Source organism: Algoriphagus sp. Y33, from assembly GCF_014838715.1.
Classification (GTDB): Bacteria; Bacteroidota; Bacteroidia; order Cytophagales; family Cyclobacteriaceae; genus Algoriphagus.
This window is the reverse complement of sequence record NZ_CP061947.1, coordinates 3,977,129-3,994,234: the sequence shown is the minus strand read 5'-3', so window position 1 is coordinate 3,994,234 and position 17,106 is coordinate 3,977,129. Positions and strand designations below refer to the sequence as shown.

General features: G+C 41.6%; 13 protein-coding genes. 9 read left to right on the top strand and 4 right to left on the bottom strand.

The genetic code is table 11. From position 1 onward, the window contains the following. Positions 1 to 35: 35 nt before the first annotated feature. From ID165_RS15990 to ID165_RS15980, 3 genes are all read right to left on the bottom strand, one after another. On the bottom strand, positions 36 to 941 hold the full coding sequence (locus tag ID165_RS15990; RefSeq protein WP_192345924.1) for an NAD(P)/FAD-dependent oxidoreductase: 906 nt from the start codon (positions 939 to 941) through the stop codon (positions 36 to 38). A gap of 87 nt (positions 942 to 1,028) precedes the next feature. Further along, positions 1,029 to 1,751, bottom strand: coding sequence for a 3-ketoacyl-ACP reductase (locus tag ID165_RS15985; protein ID WP_192345922.1), 723 nt, complete (start codon positions 1,749 to 1,751; stop codon positions 1,029 to 1,031). Positions 1,752 to 1,873: 122 nt separating this feature from the next. Next, positions 1,874 to 3,085 (bottom strand): hypothetical protein, encoded by a 1,212-nt coding sequence (locus ID165_RS15980; RefSeq protein ID WP_192345920.1) that lies wholly within the window; start codon positions 3,083 to 3,085, stop codon positions 1,874 to 1,876. A gap of 164 nt (positions 3,086 to 3,249) precedes the next feature. Between ID165_RS15980 and ID165_RS15975 the strand changes: the two genes are divergently transcribed. The 9 genes from ID165_RS15975 (at position 3,250) to ID165_RS15935 (ending at position 14,993) form a co-directional block, all read left to right on the top strand. Beyond that, positions 3,250 to 3,777 (top strand): sigma-70 family RNA polymerase sigma factor, encoded by a 528-nt coding sequence (locus tag ID165_RS15975; protein ID WP_192345918.1) that lies wholly within the window; start codon positions 3,250 to 3,252, stop codon positions 3,775 to 3,777. A gap of 117 nt (positions 3,778 to 3,894) precedes the next feature. After that, a complete protein-coding gene (locus tag ID165_RS15970; RefSeq protein ID WP_192345916.1) occupies positions 3,895 to 4,866 on the top strand; it encodes a FecR family protein in 972 nt (323 codons plus the stop codon). A gap of 124 nt (positions 4,867 to 4,990) precedes the next feature. Continuing rightward, on the top strand, positions 4,991 to 8,437 hold the full coding sequence (locus ID165_RS15965; RefSeq protein ID WP_225586787.1) for a SusC/RagA family TonB-linked outer membrane protein: 3,447 nt from the start codon (positions 4,991 to 4,993) through the stop codon (positions 8,435 to 8,437). A 12-nt stretch (positions 8,438 to 8,449) separates the two neighbouring features. Beyond that, the gene (locus ID165_RS15960; RefSeq protein WP_225586785.1) at positions 8,450 to 9,886 is read left to right on the top strand and encodes a SusD/RagB family nutrient-binding outer membrane lipoprotein; all 1,437 of its coding nucleotides are present in this window, start codon (positions 8,450 to 8,452) and stop codon (positions 9,884 to 9,886) included. Continuing rightward, complete coding sequence (locus ID165_RS15955) at positions 9,883 to 11,457, top strand: calcineurin-like phosphoesterase C-terminal domain-containing protein (RefSeq protein WP_192345909.1); 1,575 nt, start codon at positions 9,883 to 9,885, stop codon at positions 11,455 to 11,457. Before ID165_RS15960 ends, ID165_RS15955 begins: the two co-directional genes overlap by 4 nt. 295 nt (positions 11,458 to 11,752) lie before the next feature. Continuing rightward, on the top strand, positions 11,753 to 12,595 hold the full coding sequence (locus ID165_RS15950) for a sensor histidine kinase (RefSeq protein ID WP_192345907.1): 843 nt from the start codon (positions 11,753 to 11,755) through the stop codon (positions 12,593 to 12,595). After that, on the top strand, positions 12,592 to 13,338 hold the full coding sequence (locus ID165_RS15945; protein WP_192345905.1) for a LytTR family DNA-binding domain-containing protein: 747 nt from the start codon (positions 12,592 to 12,594) through the stop codon (positions 13,336 to 13,338). Before ID165_RS15950 ends, ID165_RS15945 begins: the two co-directional genes overlap by 4 nt. 318 nt (positions 13,339 to 13,656) lie before the next feature. After that, positions 13,657 to 14,340 (top strand): hypothetical protein, encoded by a 684-nt coding sequence (locus ID165_RS15940; protein ID WP_192345903.1) that lies wholly within the window; start codon positions 13,657 to 13,659, stop codon positions 14,338 to 14,340. Positions 14,341 to 14,354: 14 nt separating this feature from the next. Beyond that, positions 14,355 to 14,993: a hypothetical protein gene (locus ID165_RS15935; protein WP_192345901.1), complete on the top strand. Its 639-nt coding sequence runs from the start codon at positions 14,355 to 14,357 to the stop codon at positions 14,991 to 14,993. Between the two features lie 144 nt (positions 14,994 to 15,137). On the opposite strand, the gene ID165_RS15930 is transcribed toward ID165_RS15935, so the two are convergent. Then, positions 15,138 to 17,012 carry a tetratricopeptide repeat-containing sensor histidine kinase gene (locus ID165_RS15930; protein WP_192345899.1) on the bottom strand — a complete coding sequence of 625 codons (1,875 nt, stop codon included), beginning with the start codon at positions 17,010 to 17,012 and terminating at the stop codon, positions 15,138 to 15,140. Between the last annotated feature and the right edge of the window lie 94 nt (positions 17,013 to 17,106).

Genomic DNA, 17,106 nt, shown 5'->3' with positions numbered 1-17,106 from the left:
CCAAAAAAAAGCGCAGCTACTGTTATCCGGAGATGCTAAAACTCTTCATCTATCAATTCTTTATTAGATGCAACTCCGGCCATAGCACCGGTAGATACTGCATATGATACTGACCGAAACGGGGTGGTGCTATCCCCACAGGCATATACTCCGGGAATATTGGTTTTCTGCATAAGGTCAACTTTAATATGACCATGATCAGTCAACTCTATTTCCAGAGTGGATGGGATTGCAGTGCTTTGTACAAAATCAACTTTTGAATAAAACGCATTCAGCGGAAATTTCGAGTTATCCTTTAGCACTAGATATTCTAGTTTTCCAACCGTATGGCGGATGCTCATAATTTCCGTTTCGATGACATGAACACCTTTTGTAGCTAATTTGTCGGCCTGCTCCTGAGATAACGTTGATTTTCCGTTGGTGAATAATGTAAGATCTTTCGTCCAATTAGTGATCATTTTGCCGAATTCAAATGCAAAATCGCCATTTGCCAAAATTCCGGTTTTTTCATTCCGTACTTCGTAACCATGGCAGTAGGGACAGTGAATCACAGAAATTCCCCAGCACTCGGAAAAGCCTGGGATTTCAGGCATGATGTCTTTAACTCCAGTGGCTAAAATTAGCTTTTTACCTTCAAAGACTTTATCGTCTTCGGTTTTGATTTCGAAGCCCGAATTGGTCTTTTTTGCATCCACGGCAAATCCTGAAAGGAAAGTGACCGTGTCATACTTCTCCACTTGCTTTCGTCCTATTGAAGCTATTTCTGCAGGAGTTTTTCCATCTTGAGTCAAAAAATTGTGGGAATGGGGAGTTTGTCTATTGCAGGGTTTTCCCGCATCGATTACCAGAACCTTACGCAATGATCTTCCTAATGCCATGGCGGCAGATAATCCGGCATAGCTTCCTCCAATGATGATTACTTCAAACTTACTTTTTTCCATAGGTGTATTTTTAGACTGATATGACAGAAGAAACAGTTATTAATGCAATAAAGTTGCATTAATAACTGTTTTAAAATGCCAAAAAACCTACGGATTTGTAGACCAAAGTCCTACATCCTTGACCAATGCTCTCTTGGGTAGCTTCAAGTGAGCCACAAGCAACTCCGCAAAATCCTCCGGTTGCAATACGTTGTCCGGATTTCCGTCTGTCAAGTTATTGCCAATAGCCAAATCTGTCGCAATCGTACTCGGACTCATGCTAAAGACACGGATGTCTGATTTGCGTACCTCCTGCATTAGCGATTCTGTCAGCCCGTTTAATCCGAATTTGGACGCACTGTATGCACTGGTCATCGCATTTCCTTTTTGGCCGGCAGTAGAAGATACATTTACAATGTCGCCGGATTTGCGGGCGAGCATGCCGGGAAGTACTTCGTGGATTACATAATACACGCCCAGCAAGTTGACTTTGATGATATTTTCCCATTCACCCACTTCCAGATCGAGGAATTTACCAAACTTCCCGATTCCTGCATTATTGACCAGAATATCAGGTACTCCAGTTTCAGAGATCAATGAAGCGATTGCATTTTTAATGCTGGGGAAGTCAGACTGATCTGCAACGGCGATGCTTACTTTCAGAGAAGCATCTATTTCTGCTACTATTTTCTTGACAGCTAGCAAGTCAGCTTCCGTTCTGGATAGCAATGCGAGATGAACGCCTTCTTTGGCCAATGCCTCAGCAATCGCTTTGCCTAATCCTTTTCCTGCGCCAGTAATCAGCGCAGTTTTTCCTTGTAGTGATTCCATTGTTACTTGTTGATCATTTGAAGAAGAAAAATAACAATAGTTTATTTGAGTTCCAGTTGGAATTAGTTTTTACCCATAGATTTCCACAAGGCTAAGGAGAAGGAGTTGAACAATAAGGTGCGTTAGTTATCAAACCGTTGATTAATTGAGGTGGTTTCTGATTCAGCCACTCCTTCTGTGTTTGATTCGCTCGATTTTTTGGTAATCCCCGCACTTGATAAATAAAGATGAGAGAAATCAGAGAGCGTCAGCGGGTGAGCTTCTATTAAATCTTGTGGAAGGGTCATAGAAAAGGTAGTAGCAGGGCCATTTATACTCCAGCTGAAAGAGGTGGAAGTTGGTCGCCCGTCAAAAACATGCTTTGTAGAAAGAAAGCCTACACTATAATACTCAGCGTCTTCCACTGTTGTTTCAAATTGAAAATCAGAGATGGAGTTTTTAGCAATTTTTATTTCTTCTATATCCAAAAATGTTATCTGAGATGGAGGATTTCCTGTTTTCGAGTAAGTATAGGACACTTTTTCATTGGATGCTTTATTGGCAGTGACAAGAGTCCAATAATTCTTAATGTCACTAACATACCCTAGTTTATAAGTTCCGTCTCTCTCATTATAAAACCCCATGTTTCCAAGTATATAATTTGAGAAATTCAGTCCATTTCTCTTTTCCATGCTGCGAATTTCGTAGCTAAAAAATAAGTAGTCTGATTTTGGGACTTCAAATATGAAGTCAAACGCCTTCATTTGCGTATACTTAAGTGTATAGGTTTTGTCTTTCTGAGGATTATCGATATAGGAATATCGTCTTCCGGAAGCCCCGCTTGCTACCACCATATATCGTGTCACTCCAGAGAACAATTTTGCATTCTCGTCATATAGGTTTGTATAAGGAGAATAATCAGACATCCAACCTTCAGCTGTTACATAAGCTCCCACTGGCTCGTCATCTGTAACTATTACTTTGAAAGTACCAGTCTGAGGTGGTGTAGTTGATGAGTCCTTTTGTAAAACCATGCCGAAAGTTAAATCTTGATCAGTAAATGTGCTCATGTATTCCTGATGACCATATTCACCTTTCAAGATCGTATAGATGCTTACGAAATATTTTTTGCTTTTGTCTACCAAGAATTCGACAGTCTCTCCATTATTAATTGCACTATACTCTAGTGCCGTCCCGATTGAATCATGTAGGATGACATACATTATTTGATTTTCTTGGATGTAGTCAACAGATGTAACTTTGAATTTGTCAGGTGTTTGGGAATCTGGCTTCTCATCTTCCACACAGGATAGGAGCGTTAAAAAACAAATAACTAATGGTAGTATTCTTTTCATCCCGCTAAAATATGGGTTTGTTTGATTTTAATGAGACTGTTGACTTATGAAAGGTTAGGAACAGAATACTTTGCTGTGTGCTATCTCTTAATAATATCTTAACCTCCTCGATTCCACTTTGGTCCTGATCCCGATTAATTTTGAGGACACCCCGATTCAGGATTATGTCCGCTTTTCAGAATTCAGCACATTTCGAACAGGTTTTCAAGGACAATTGGGAATTGATGTACCAATCTGCGTACTGCAAAATCGGTAATCAATCCGTCGTTGAGGATATGCTACAGGAGATTTTTATAGATATCTGGCAAAGGCGTGAGTCGTTGGAAATCAAATCCGGGATCAAAGGATACCTACTCACAGCAGTAAAATATCAGGTGATGAAGTATTTTGATGAGTTGACAAAAACCCGATCCGGCAGTGCCAATACTTTTCCTGAATCCTTTTATGAAGAGGATGTTTTTGGATTTGAAGAACTGTATAAAGAGATAGAGATTGCGGTGGAAATGCTTCCCCCAAGAGCCCAACTGGTCTTTCGCATGAGTAGACTGGAAGGGTATTCAGTCGACGAAATCGCCGACAAGCTAAATATTTCTCCCCAGACCGTTCATAATCAACTCACCAAATCGCTTAAAATCATGCGTGGGGAGTTGAAACATTTGGCTCCGGTATTGGCTGTTTATTTCGTGGCTTAGGTGTTTCTTTGTTATCCTGAGATTATTTTTTCCAGCCTATTATTCATGATTAGATAATCAAAATGAGTGGTAGTCAAGTGGACGTTTTGACACTTAATAAGTGAAAGACAACTACACATGAGACTATCATCTGTCCTTTCGGACATCGTTTCTAAAACCCTTCGGGGAAAAGCTTCCAAAGAAGAAATCCAAAAATTCAACTCCTGGTATGACAAGGGAATTGACTCTTCATGCCACATTCAGGATTTTAAGAAGCGGGACAAAGCTCAGATAGAATCTGAAATGCTTAAGAACATTCAGAAAGCTACTCATTATCAGCTTCCAAATACTTTACCGAAACAAGGGTTTTTGCGATGGAAGGTTGCCGCATCACTAATTTTACTCGTTGGAATTGGACTTCTGGCTATGAATAAATTGACACCCGGTTCACAGGAAAGTCAAGAAACTGCCTTTTTGACTTTTGAGAATTCAAAAGGAATGATCAAAAAGGTAAAACTCCCGGATGGGTCAATAGTGAGTTTATTTCATAACACTCATATCAAAGTTGCCGAAAACTTCTCCGAAAACAGATTTGTGAAACTTTCCGGCGAGGCATTTTTCGAAGTAAAACGCGATACGCTGCATCCTTTCCTTGTAGAGTCCGCAAATCTTACCACCGAAGTACTTGGGACATCATTTCTCATCAAAAATCTAGTAGGCCGGCAGGAAGTAGTCGCTGTGAAAACCGGCTTGGTCAAGGTGTCTGATCAAGTTGATTCCACGTTTATGCTCACCCCCAATCTTCGGCTTGATTATACCAATCAGACGGGTTTTGTCTCGACAATGCTTGAAAATGACCCACTATTAGCATGGACTCAGGACATCATAGTCTTCAAGAACACTCCAATGAATGAGATGATCACGACGCTGGAAGATTGGTATGGAGTGAAAATGACACATGACCTAAAAGCATCTAATACTTGCCAAATCTCAGGGACTTACGAGAAACAAAGTTTGGAAAATCTACTTCAGCTCATCCAATATTCTATACCGATAACCTATCAATTAGATGGAAAAAAAGTAACCATATCCTTTAAAAATTGCCCTTAAAATACGAATGGATCCGCGCCAACGGATCCATTCAGTTCGAGTAAAAAACGATTCAGACATTTTATCACATGAACAAATCAAATTTATGAAAAAAAAGTTACCACCAGCCTTAAAAACCTTGGTTATGAGATTATTTACGGCTTGTCTACTCAGTTGCTGGATGCATTCAATGGTGCTTGCCAGTGACGTAAATGCCCAAAAACTGGAAGAGACTATCGTCACTTTCAATGCAGTTGAACTGGTGCTTTCGGAATCTTTTAACCAGATAGAGAAGCAATCCGGATTCAAGTTTTCCTATGAGACGGGATTGGACCTTACTACTAAAGTGAGCTATTCTAAGCGGAAAATGGATCTTCAATCTATTCTTGAAGAAATCTCCCGCCAGTCTAGTCTGAAGTTTAAGCAGATCAATAATACAATAGCAGTAAGTACCAAAGTGAAACCGGCACTACAGGAGAATTTGGTGGATAAGGTGAGAATTTCAGGGATTGTGGTAGATGAAGAAACCGGTGAAACGCTGCCTGGAGTGAATATTATCATCAAAGGTACTGCGACGGGCACTACTACAGATCTCGATGGTAAATTTTCGATCTCTGTGGAAGAAGGCGCAATGTTGGTCTTCTCTTATGTAGGATATGATAAACAGGAAGTACAGGCGGCAAATCAGACTGATCTTACTATAAGATTGAGGCTGGACGGCGATGTGCTCGGTGAAGTAGTGGTGACAGCCTTGGGGATCAAAAGAGATGAGAAAGCGCTTGGCTACGCTACCCAAAAAGTAGATTCTGAAGAGCTGCTTGATGCGAGGTCAAACAACTGGTCTGATGCGCTAAGAGGTAAGGTAGCAGGTCTAAATGTGCTTTCGGCTGGATCAGGACCTATGAATTCCTCGCAAATCAGCCTTCGGGGAGATAATTCTCTTAATCCTAATGGCAATTTTGCCTTGATCGTAGTAGATGGAGTTCCTATGAATTCGGGATTGACTTCATCAGGGGTTAGCAATGCATATGGTGCTGGATCAGGAAATGATGTGCCTGTGGATTTTGGAAATGGAATAGCAGATCTCAATCCTGATGATATAGAAAATATTACTGTGCTGAAGGGAGCAAGTGCCACGGCACTTTATGGCAGCCGGGCTGCAAATGGTGCATTGATCGTGACCACAAAAAGCGGTTCTAGAAAAAACAAGGGACTCGGAGTGACGATCAATTCCAATTTCAGTTTTCAGAATGTATTGAACTGGCCTGACAGACAGTATGAATACGGGCAGGGAACAGGTAAATCTTTCAATGCAGACGGTGATCCTTACTACTCTTATGGCGTATCTGAAGATGGATCCAGTACAGGGGGTACCAGTAGTGCATTTGGGCCGAAGTTCGACGGGCAGTATTATTTTCAATACGATCCTACACTGGAAGGGCAGTCAGCTGAGCGCCAGCTTTGGAGGCCTTATGAGGACAATGTGACAGGTTTCTGGAAGACAGGTTTCAACATGGTCAACAGTGTTTCACTCGAAGGAGCAAATGATGGTGGCTCCTTGAGGGCTTCTATCACCCATACCAAGAACGAGTGGATCATGCCCAATACAGGTTTTGAGCGACTGGTAGCTTCGCTATCGGCATCACAACAGGTCAGCAAACGGTTAAAGCTGAATGCCAAAGTAAATTACACCAACAAGAACTCTGATAATCTTCCCGCTACCGGTTATAATAATCAGTCCATTGCCTACTTTATGATCTTCCAAAATCCAAGCATAGACTTGGAATGGTATCGGCCGATTTGGAGAAAAGGATTGGAAAATGTAGAGCAGGTTCATCCGTTTAGCTCTTTTATAGACAATCCGTATTTGATCGCATATGAGATGACCAACGCTGTGAATAATAACTCCGTGTTTGGAAATCTGTCTGCTAACTACACCTTCAGCGATCATTTTGAGTTGATGGTAAGAACCAGTTTGGCTATGAGTCAAGAAGAACGTCAGCAACAGCGGCCTTACAGTACGGCAAATTTCCAAAGAGGTTATTTCAAGGAACAGAGCATCACCAATTATGAGCAAAACTCAGATTTCTTGTTCACTTATAAAGGGAAACTAGCTCAGAAAATTTCTTTGAGGGCAAGCATAGGTGCCAATCACATGTCCAGAAAATTCCGCATGATGTCTGCCTATGTCGATGGTCTGGTGATTCCGGGAGTGTACAAACTCGCAAACGGTATCAACAATCCGGTGTTTTCTACCAATGATAATAACCGGGTGATCAATTCTCTTTATGGATTGGTAACATTGGATTTTGACGAAAAAGTATTCGTGGACATCACGGGAAGAAATGACTGGTCTAGTACGCTCCCTATTCAAAATAACAGCTTCTTCTATCCTTCTGTAAGTACCAGTTTTGTGCTATCAGATATTTTTGTCTTGCCGGCCGGGATTTCCTTTGCGAAGCTAAGAGTGTCGGGAGCCCAGGTAGGAAACGATACAGATCCATACCGAACATCCAAGTATTATGGTCAAAGTGAGTTCCCCGGCTCAGCATCTGTACCGTCTACACTTTATAATACTAGTTTCAAGCCGGAGATCACTACCAGTTTTGAGACCGGATTGGAGATGATTTTCTTCAATAGGAGACTTGGCTTTGATGTCAATTTTTACATCTCAGAGACTAAAAACCAGATTCTTCAAGTTCCGGTAGATATCACCACTGGGTATTCAAGCGCAATTCTAAATGCAGGAAAGGTACAAAACAGGGGAATCGAGTTGGTACTTAACGGCAGTCCTGTCAAAACGAATAATTTCCAGTGGAATTCTTTTGTGACTTGGGCAAAAAATGAAAATGAAGTGCTCTCTCTTCCTGACGAGGTAGATGGAAGTCAGGTAATAGGAAATGGAGGAAATGCGTCCATTATAGCCAAAGTTGGAGGTACCACTGGAGATATCTACGGGTTTGGCTTTGTAAGATCTCCAGAAGGAGAAATCGTGTATGGGAGCAATGGTCTTCCTACCAGACCTTCGGAAATAGAATACCAAGGAAATGCCTATGCAAAGTGGAAAGGTGGATTCAGAAATGAATTTGTCTACAAGAATCTTAGAATGAGTGTTCTTTTTGACGGGCAATATGGAGGGATTGTATATTCCCAGACTCATCATAAGATGACAGAGCAGGGTAAGCTAACTCATACACTGGAAGGCAGAGAGACAGGAATGATCGTAGGCAAAGGTGTGGTGGACAATGGTGACGGTACTTTCTCTCCAAATACCACAGAGGTCAATACCGCTGATTATTATAAGGAAGCTTACCGTAGGGCAAATGTTGAATCCAACTCCTTTGATGCATCATTTCTCAAACTTCGTGAAATGAGGTTGGAATATGGAATTCCTGCCAAACTCCTTCAGAAAACAAGTATACGCCAAGCTTCCATCGCACTGTATGGAAGAGATCTGGCGATGTGGACCAAGTTCCCAATGTTTGATCCGGAAACGGCAGCTTTGAATGGTGGAACATTGCTTCCGGGAATCGAAATGGGACAGTTGCCAAGTACCAGAAATATGGGAGTGAACCTTACACTTAAGTTTTAATTGATGGAAAACATGAAAAAATTTATCGCAACACTAGCATTGTCATTATTGGTGTGGGCTTTTACTTCCTGTACCAATGATTTTGAGGAAATCAACACCGATCCAAACAGGATTGACCAGATCAGTCCTGGGACTTTGTTGAATCCAATTATTTATGGCTTGTCGAGTTTTGGGACGGATAGGGCAGATGCCTATACCTTCCAGGTCATGCAGGTGGCATTGCCATTTCCCAGTGCGAATGGTGGAATTCACCGCTATGATATCTCAGAAGCTGCGGGGAATTCCACTTGGAACACCTATTATAGATGGCTGATCAATATCAAGGAAATGGAAGTTTCCGCGATTGCCAATTCTGCCGTGAATTATGAAGCAATCGCACTTACGCTGAGAGCTTATAGTCTGAGTCAATTGACCGATAGCTTTGGGGATATTCCGATGGTGGAAGCGAGCCGTGCAGAGGAGGGGGTTTTTCAGCCACAGTTTGATACACAGGAGGCTGTCTATTCGCAGGTTTTTCAAGATCTAGAGCGGGCTAATTCATTATACGATGATACGCAGACAATGATTTACGGAGATGATATTCTCTTTCACAATGATGTAAAGAAATGGAGAAAATTCACCAACTCACTTCACCTGAGATTGCTTCTGAGGGTTTCCAATAGATCAGAGATAAACTCCTTTGCCAAGCTTGCTACGATGATCAATAATCCGGATCAGTATCCGGTTTTTGAAAATACGGCTGAATCTGCAATTCTTCAGATTACGGGAGTGACACCGAATCTTTCTCCTTGGGGAAGGGCGATTGACTTCACGACTTTTCGTTCGATGTCGGAGTTTTTTGCAGATAATCTTAATGTATTGGAAGATCCGAGAAGAGAACGGTTCATGACTCGGGCCAGAGCAATGGATGGAACGACTGACATTGGATATAAGGGGATTCCCAGTGGTTTTGACGGAAATGAAAACCAGTTCCAGTTTATTCCAAGCAATCATAATAGGGCATTGGTAGAGGCTCCGATGATTTCTTTGATTCTGACCTATTCGGAAGTGGAATTTATCAAAGCGGAATTGGCACAGCGTGGAGTGATAGACTCAGATGCAGCGACTCATTATGAAAACGGTATAAGAGCTGCCATGGAGCAGTGGGAAGTGGAATTTCCTGAGAAATATTTCGAGAATCCGGAAGCCGCTTACGATGGAACCTTAGAGCGAATTATGCTTCAGAAGTATTTGGGGCTGTACTTCAATGATTACCAGCAGTGGTTTGAATACCGAAGAACTGGTTTTCCGGTACTTCCGAAGAATGAAGGCATGTTAAATAATCAGCAGGCTCCGGTGCGGTTCCGCTATCCTGTGAGCGTGCAGATCAACAATCCTGAAAATTACAGTGCCGCTGTAGCCAGAATGGGTGCAGATGATATCAATACAAAAGTATGGTGGGAAAAATGAAAAAAATTATGCAAATGGGGCTGGCAGCTGCCCTGATCCTTACAAATCTGACAGCCTTTTCCCAAGAATTGGCAAAGGGCTATGTTTATCATGATGCAAATGGAGATGGAAAGAAACAGCGGCGTGAAAGGGGACTTCCGGCAGTCAGCATATCCAATGGTCAAGAGGTAGTCCAGACAGATGAAAAAGGCTATTACGAAATAAGCCTAGAAGATGGTCAGCTGCTATTTCTGATCAAGCCAAGTGGTTTTACAGTTGCGCTGGACTCCTTGAACAAACCTCAGTTCTATTACATCCATAAGCCAACCGGCTCGCCTGAACTAAAATATGCAGGTTCTGCCCCAACGGGAGAGTTGCCAAGGGAAATCAACTTTGCGATGACTGCCACGGAGGAACCTGATGATTTTACTGCGTTGATTTTCGGTGATCCGCAGCCTTACACGCTGGAAGAAGTGGATTTCTTCGCTCGGGGTATAGTGAGTGAAGTGGAAGGGATCCAGGATGCAGCGTTCGGTTTATCCTTAGGGGATTTGGTGGGAGACGATCTGGATTTATTTATTCCGTATGCCAAGGCTGTGGCTAAAGTCGGCCTTCCTTGGTACAATGTCATGGGAAATCACGATCAGAATTATGATGTGGATAAAGATGAGTTTGCTGATGAAACTTTCGAAGCCCATTTTGGCCCAAGTGCTTATGCGTACAATGTAGGTAAGGTTCATTTTATCGTAGTTGACGATATCTTGTGGCCGGATCCGAGAGATAAGCAAGGTTATTGGGGAGGTTTGCGTCCGGACCAGCTGGATTTCCTGAGAAATGATTTGAAGTTTGTCCCCAAAGACCATCTGGTTGTGATTGCAATGCATATTCCTCTGGCAGAGGAGGGAGATTCCTTCCGCGATGAGGATAGGCAGGAGATTTTTGATTTATTGGCTGATTTCCCTCATACCCTTTCTTTGTCTGCCCACACCCATTTGCAGAAGCAGGATTTATTTTACACAAAGGATGGTTGGAAGCAGGATAAGCCGCATCATCATTACAATGTGGGAACTACTTCAGGGGATTGGTACAAGGGGACGTTGGATGAAAAAGGAGTTCCTGTATCCACCATGCGTGACGGTACTCCAAAAGGTTATGCGCTGATTCATTTTGAAGGAAATCAATACAAAATCCGCTATCAGGTAGCCGGTAAGTCCAGCGATTATCAGATGGAAATATTTGCTCCGAAAGTTTTGGAAAAAGACAAGAGAACTACAGCTGGGATTTTTGTAAACTTCTTCATGGGTGGAGAAGGGGATGAGGTGCTGATTAAGTTTGATGGGGGAGAATGGAAGGCTGCCGCTAAAGTGTCCGACTACGACCCTTCCTATTTGATAGACTTGTTCGAGTGGGATGTGACAGAAGAATTGATCGAAGGAAAAAGACCTTCCAATCCCGCCCGGAGCCAGCACCTTTGGAGGGGAGCAATTCCTAATGGATTGAAAGCCGGTGAGCATAAGATTAGCGTGCAAGCTACGGATCGGTTTGGGCAAGTACATATCGGAGAAGCGACTATACGGGTTATTGGTTATTGAGAAAAAGTAAACTAGTGAAAGCCCTTGCGGATATCTGCAAGGGCTTTTTTGTGAATTATCCGCTTAAACATATCTGAAAGTTATCCTGCTTCTCCAGAAGCTGGATTTTACTTAGGGTAAGTGAAATTTTTTCATGCTAGCACCAGAAATAGTTCTAGTACGTGCTTTCATACGGATTAATCAGAAAAATCAATTATAAACAGATAAAAAGTAAGCTCTAATTGAAAGATTTGATGGTTAAAAAGGCTATTTTAAGAGTTTCAATACTCACTCACTCACCCTAACCGCAGCTGCCTTGTATCCATCTTGGATTGATTTTAGATTTTTTTGGATTCAAGCAAAAACAGAAGCTGCCAAGGATTTGGTGCCTGAGGATTCTACTAATGAGGTAGCCTTGGCACTGGTACTCGGGTTGATACCTGTGGTTTTGGCTTTTTCATTTATCATATTTGTGATTTATCGGTCCCGAAGAGAATCTGATTTTAAGCGTAAAGAAACGGAATTACGATTGAGTAAGGCAGAGGGTGAGCTAAAAGCACTTAGAGCACAAATCAATCCCCATTTTATCTTCAACTGCTTGAATTCCATTCATCATTTTATCCAAAAACAAGAACCGGGAGAAGCCAGTGAATATCTGATCAAGTTTTCAAAACTCATCCGCTATGTACTGGAAAGTTCGGCCCGGAAATGGGTGACCCTTCAGGAGGAATTTGAAGCAAATGAGCTTTACCTAGAGCTTGAGCAGTTGAGGATGGAGCATACGTTTGAATTTGAGTTTAAGAGTGATGAATCTCTTTCTAAGGGAAACACCTATATTCCTCCCATGCTGATACAGCCTTTTTTGGAGAATGCTGTTTGGCATGGATTGAGCCAAGGCGGGAGGATTTCCTTGAAAATAAGACGAAAGACCGATGCTATGCTGATCTGTGAAATAAGTGATGAAGGTGAGTCAAGACACAATAAGCCTGATTTTGATCTCAGTAATTTGGTGAAGAAGAGTAGTATGGGGATTCATTTGATGGAGGAGCGATTTGCAACGCTGAATGAATGGTCGGGAGTAGAGGCCGGATATATCTATAGTGAAAATTCCCAAGGCGGAAGATTGGTCACCTTGACAATTCCATTTGAAGAAGAATGAAAAAGATATACACAGTAGTACTGATAGAAGATGAGCGGCAGGCGAGGGAGGAACTGAAACATTTGCTTGCCGGATACCCAGAAATTCAGGTCATAGGTGAGGCGGGAGATCTTGATGAAGCCGATAGGCTATGTAAGCAGCTGCATCCCGATTTGGTTTTTTGCGACGTAATGCTGCCGGGAGGGACGTCTTTTGACTGGCTCACAAGTCTTGATACGATTGATTTTGAGCTGATATTCATCACTTCATTTCAAGACTTTGCGATCCGTGCTTTTCGGCTTGCGGCATTGGATTATTTACTCAAACCTATTTACCCGAAAGAGTTTAAGGCTGCAATAGAGCGGTTCTTGGAGAAAAATGAAGACCAGACACCAAACCTCAAACAGCTAATTTACAATCTCCAGTCTCCCAAGGACAAAGCGAAGATCGCCTTGCCTACGCTTCACGGCTATCTTTTTGTGGAAATAAAGGAGGTGATACGCTGTGAATCAGACAATACGTACACTACGTTTTTTCTACAAGACAAGCGCAAAATATTGGTTTCCAAAACACTCAAGGATGTTGAAACCATGCTGGAGCATCATGGCTTTTGCCGTGTGCATAATTCGCATTTGATCAACCTGGATTATGTCACCGAATATTTGAAAGGAGAAGGCGGGCAGGTAAAGCTTAGCGATGGAAGTGTGGTGGACGTGTCTCGAAGAAGGAAGGAGGAGTTTTTGGGGAAGGTGAGGGGTCAATGATCAATGACCAATTTGCAATGGACAATATACAATGACCGATTATCAGTCGTGGCAATCCTTGAACATTGAGTTTGAGCATTGTTTCGCCAAATTCTAGCTCAGAGTTACCGAAATCTGTTTTCCGCTTCTTTAGAAGAAAGAAAAAAAAGAGCTTAGCATACTTTAAAAAAGAGATAGAAATATCTGGTGATATGAAAATCCTGCCGGACCAAGGGAAACTTAATGAGGTGATTAAACAATTTTCTGGAGTTATATTTCTTGGGTTATCTCTTATGATTAAAAATTCGGTTAGTGTTCAAAATTAAATTATAGAATGTTATGTTTAAAATTTCATTATCAGATGCGAATAGTTTAGTTGATTGTTTTCTTAAAGAATTTCAAGGATCAAAGTTTCAAACTATAGGAGGGGTTATCAATAAAAGCTCTTTCATAAATATGCCGTTCGTCCCATTTAAAGGAACTATGTGTTGGTTTGGGCTCGAAGGAGAAAATAAATTAAAATTATTTTTTGAACCAAATGTAGATTATATTCCTACGGATGTACCTTTTTATCCGATTTCGGAAGATTTGTGGGACCCTTTTTTTCTTTTAGACCAGTCAATGATTTCAGCTCCCGGAGGAGGAAATCCAATAAATAATATAAAGTTTACTATTAGTCAGGGAGTTGGTGATACTATTATTTCTAGAAAGAATTGCCTGAATCATATTGCCGATTTTTCGTGGAAATTTCCTAAAAATGGTATCGAAAGATATAATAATTATTCTTTAGGTTTCTTTGAAACAAACAACTTCCCGGAAGTTTCTGGTTTCCTCAACAGTTCAGAAGTTCATTATATAGCATATTTTTTTGGACTGGATATGTCCCCACATTATAAGGGGAGCAATAGAATAAGGATCATTTTAGTAGGATTGGACTCTAAAGGCAATATGTTGCTTCCTGCTAAAAATGATTCAATTGAAGAACCATATTTACTCCAATACTCCTGGCCACCTAAACCTTAATGGATTTATAGCAAATGCTTAACCGGATTCCTATTCAGGAAATTTCAACTCTGGCCATATTGATTCCTTTGATACTGGCGGGGTGGAGACTCAAGACAGGCGATTTAAAACTTTGCCTGTTTTTTGCGTTTCTTCTTTTTGGGGCACTGGTGGATGGATTGGGATGGTTTTTATATTTGAATGGATATAGTTTTTATATTCATGCTTTTTTCCAGTTTTTATATCTCTGGTTTGAGGCCATATTTTTTGTCTGGTTGGCATTTGAATTTCTGTCATTTGAGAATAACAAATTTTGGAAAAGTCTGATCCTATTTGCATTAAACTTACTTTTTGTCTGCGATGGCTTTATTCGCTTCATTCTAGACCATGCAGGCGGTAATTTGAGAGGTTTTATTTATGCCCTTATGCTGGTTATCAGTTCATTTTTAATTGCGTTTGCTCTTCTACGGATAGCAGAAAGTCGCGAGGATATCATGCAATACCCTTGGTTCTGGATCTTGTCCGGTATTTTTTTCTATTGTTTTGGTAGTTTTTTTATAGATATGCTTTCCTACACGGACTTTGGGTCACAGCTTTGGGGTTTCCGCAATGTGGTCAATATCCTACAGTATGGGTTTTTTGTGGTGGGTTTGGTGCGGATGGGGAAGTTTTAGTGTGAGTCGAATTCTAATTCAACCGCTTTCCCCGACTGATCATGCCCGCCCGTCCCTTTTGTTTCCTGAAAATCTCCTGTGAAATTGTACTATTCTCTTTCTGCAAACATCCGCTGTATCATGGAGTGAAGCTTACGGATCTTATTAAAGAGCCTTTTCAAAAGTAAGAATGATTTCCGTACCGCCTTCAGCTGGGCTTTGAAGGTTAAGTTTTCCTCGATTTAGTTCTAAAAACTGCTTCACCAAGAGCATTCCCAGACCGGTCCCCTTCTCCTGAATAGTTCCAGTCTCAGAAGATATAATTGATTTTTGGTTCAATATTTTCTGGATTTTATCAGGTGAGATGCCTATTCCTTCATCTTTGATTTTCAAAATAACAGCTCTTTCCTTTCCCGAGATTTCTAAAAAAATCCTTCCGCCCGGATAGGAGAATTTGATTGCGTTTTGAAGGCAGTTTTGGATAATTATCTTTATTTGGGTGCGGTCCGCGAGGATTTGGAGTGCTGGGTTTTCAGGGGAAAATATAACCTGAAGTCCCTTGTTAATTGTCAAAAGTTCGTTTTGGGCGATACATTCCGCAACCAGATGCTTCAGGGAAACTGGCAATCGGTCGGTGACTATGCCATCCATTTGCGCAATTGACCAATGAATCAGTTCATCCATCATCAGGTCTGTTTGAATGACCTGCTTAAGTAGGAGTTGGTTGATGTGTTTTTTTTCGTTTTCGTCGAACAGATTGGCGTTTTGTACCTCCAGGATCTGTTTGATTGAATTGATGGGGGTTCTTAAATCATGGGTAAGCACGGAAAATAGTTTGTTTTTTTCCTCATTCAGGGATTGAAGGGCGTTGTTTTGGTGAAGAATTTCATGTTGCTTTTCAAGCAAGAGTTTATTGAGATGTACTTTTTCTTTAAGCCACTTTCTGTGGAAAAGCAGCAAAGTGATCAGCATGACCATGGTAATGCCAAGACCCAAAACTGTCTTTTGACTAAACTCAGCAGCTTGTTTATTCAATTGTCGCTCCTTATCAAGCGACTCGTTGTCTGCCTCCGCCAACTGGAGTTGTAAGTAGCTAATTTCAGCATTTTTGTTTTCGTTGTAGAGGCTATCGGAATAGCTTTTGTTGAGTCGGGAATACTCAAGTGCCTCCTGATGCATACCTAGTTTTTCGTAAGCGCTGGATACTAGGGAGGTGGCCCGTTCTTTGTCCCAGAAGGCATTGACAAGTTCTGCATATTGATATGCTTTCAGACCATAATCCAGTGCTTCTTGTGGTCTTGTTTCGGCAAGGGCGATTAAACCCAGACCTGTGTTGGAAAAAGTCTTTTCCCAATTGTTTGGGGTCGGATTTTCCCTTATTACCTGCAGAAATAGTTTTTTAGCTTCCTCCAAATTTCCCAGATCAAACTGGATTTGACCTTGCCTGTTGAGATTCATGAACCGGGTGGGTGTTTCCGGATAAGAGGCGGTTACATGGATGCCAAGCTTGAGGCTTTCCAATGCTTCTTGGAATCTTCCGGATTCCGACAGCGAAATTCCCTTGTTCAGATAGTTGGCTCCCAGTGCTAAACTATCGCCCAGCTGACTGTTGATTTCGATACATTTTTGGAAAATCTCCACTGCTTGACCATAGCTGTGTTGACTGAGATAGATCAGACCACGGCCGTTCAGTGCTAAAACCTTCTGGGTGAGGTCATTTTCCGACTTGAGCATGGTGATCGCAAGGGTGTAATTTCTCAGAGAAGCGGCATAGTCACCTTTGATGTAATATAGTGCACCAAGCTGATTGGCGACCATGGCCAGCTGTAAGTTGGTCAAATCGGGAAGGTTTTCGGCCCGGTTGACCAGAGCCTTGGCACTGTCCCAGTTCACATATCGTAGCTGCCATGCCTTATTGATGAGGGTATCAAATACTTCTTTCCCGTTGGAATTTAATTTTTGAGAATAGATCGTGGAATTCATCCCAAGCCAGAACAAGATAGTCAGGACAAGCTGAACACGATGAAAATTGGAAATCAAGGTTAAAGCGTTTTAAGAGTCACATGAAAGATAGATGGCTATGGATTAAAATAAAAGACCTGAAAACTGTTTTTTTTTTCGGGTTATGATATTG

What these genes read in the sequence shown, in the direction of transcription:
- ID165_RS15990 (WP_192345924.1), bottom strand. Translation starts at nt 941, where the DNA reads ATGGAAAAAAGTAAGTTTGAAGTAATCATCATTGGAGGAAGCTATGCC.
- ID165_RS15980 (WP_192345920.1), bottom strand. Translation starts at nt 3,085, where the DNA reads ATGAAAAGAATACTACCATTAGTTATTTGTTTTTTAACGCTCCTATCC.
- ID165_RS15975 (WP_192345918.1), top strand. Translation starts at nt 3,250, where the DNA reads ATGTCCGCTTTTCAGAATTCAGCACATTTCGAACAGGTTTTCAAGGAC.
- ID165_RS15970 (WP_192345916.1), top strand. Translation starts at nt 3,895, where the DNA reads ATGAGACTATCATCTGTCCTTTCGGACATCGTTTCTAAAACCCTTCGG.
- ID165_RS15985 (WP_192345922.1), bottom strand. Translation starts at nt 1,751, where the DNA reads ATGGAATCACTACAAGGAAAAACTGCGCTGATTACTGGCGCAGGAAAA.
- ID165_RS15935 (WP_192345901.1), top strand. Translation starts at nt 14,355, where the DNA reads ATGCTTAACCGGATTCCTATTCAGGAAATTTCAACTCTGGCCATATTG.
- ID165_RS15960 (WP_225586785.1), top strand. Translation starts at nt 8,450, where the DNA reads ATGAAAAAATTTATCGCAACACTAGCATTGTCATTATTGGTGTGGGCT.
- ID165_RS15955 (WP_192345909.1), top strand. Translation starts at nt 9,883, where the DNA reads ATGAAAAAAATTATGCAAATGGGGCTGGCAGCTGCCCTGATCCTTACA.
- ID165_RS15940 (WP_192345903.1), top strand. Translation starts at nt 13,657, where the DNA reads ATGTTTAAAATTTCATTATCAGATGCGAATAGTTTAGTTGATTGTTTT.
- ID165_RS15965 (WP_225586787.1), top strand. Translation starts at nt 4,991, where the DNA reads ATGAGATTATTTACGGCTTGTCTACTCAGTTGCTGGATGCATTCAATG.
- ID165_RS15945 (WP_192345905.1), top strand. Translation starts at nt 12,592, where the DNA reads ATGAAAAAGATATACACAGTAGTACTGATAGAAGATGAGCGGCAGGCG.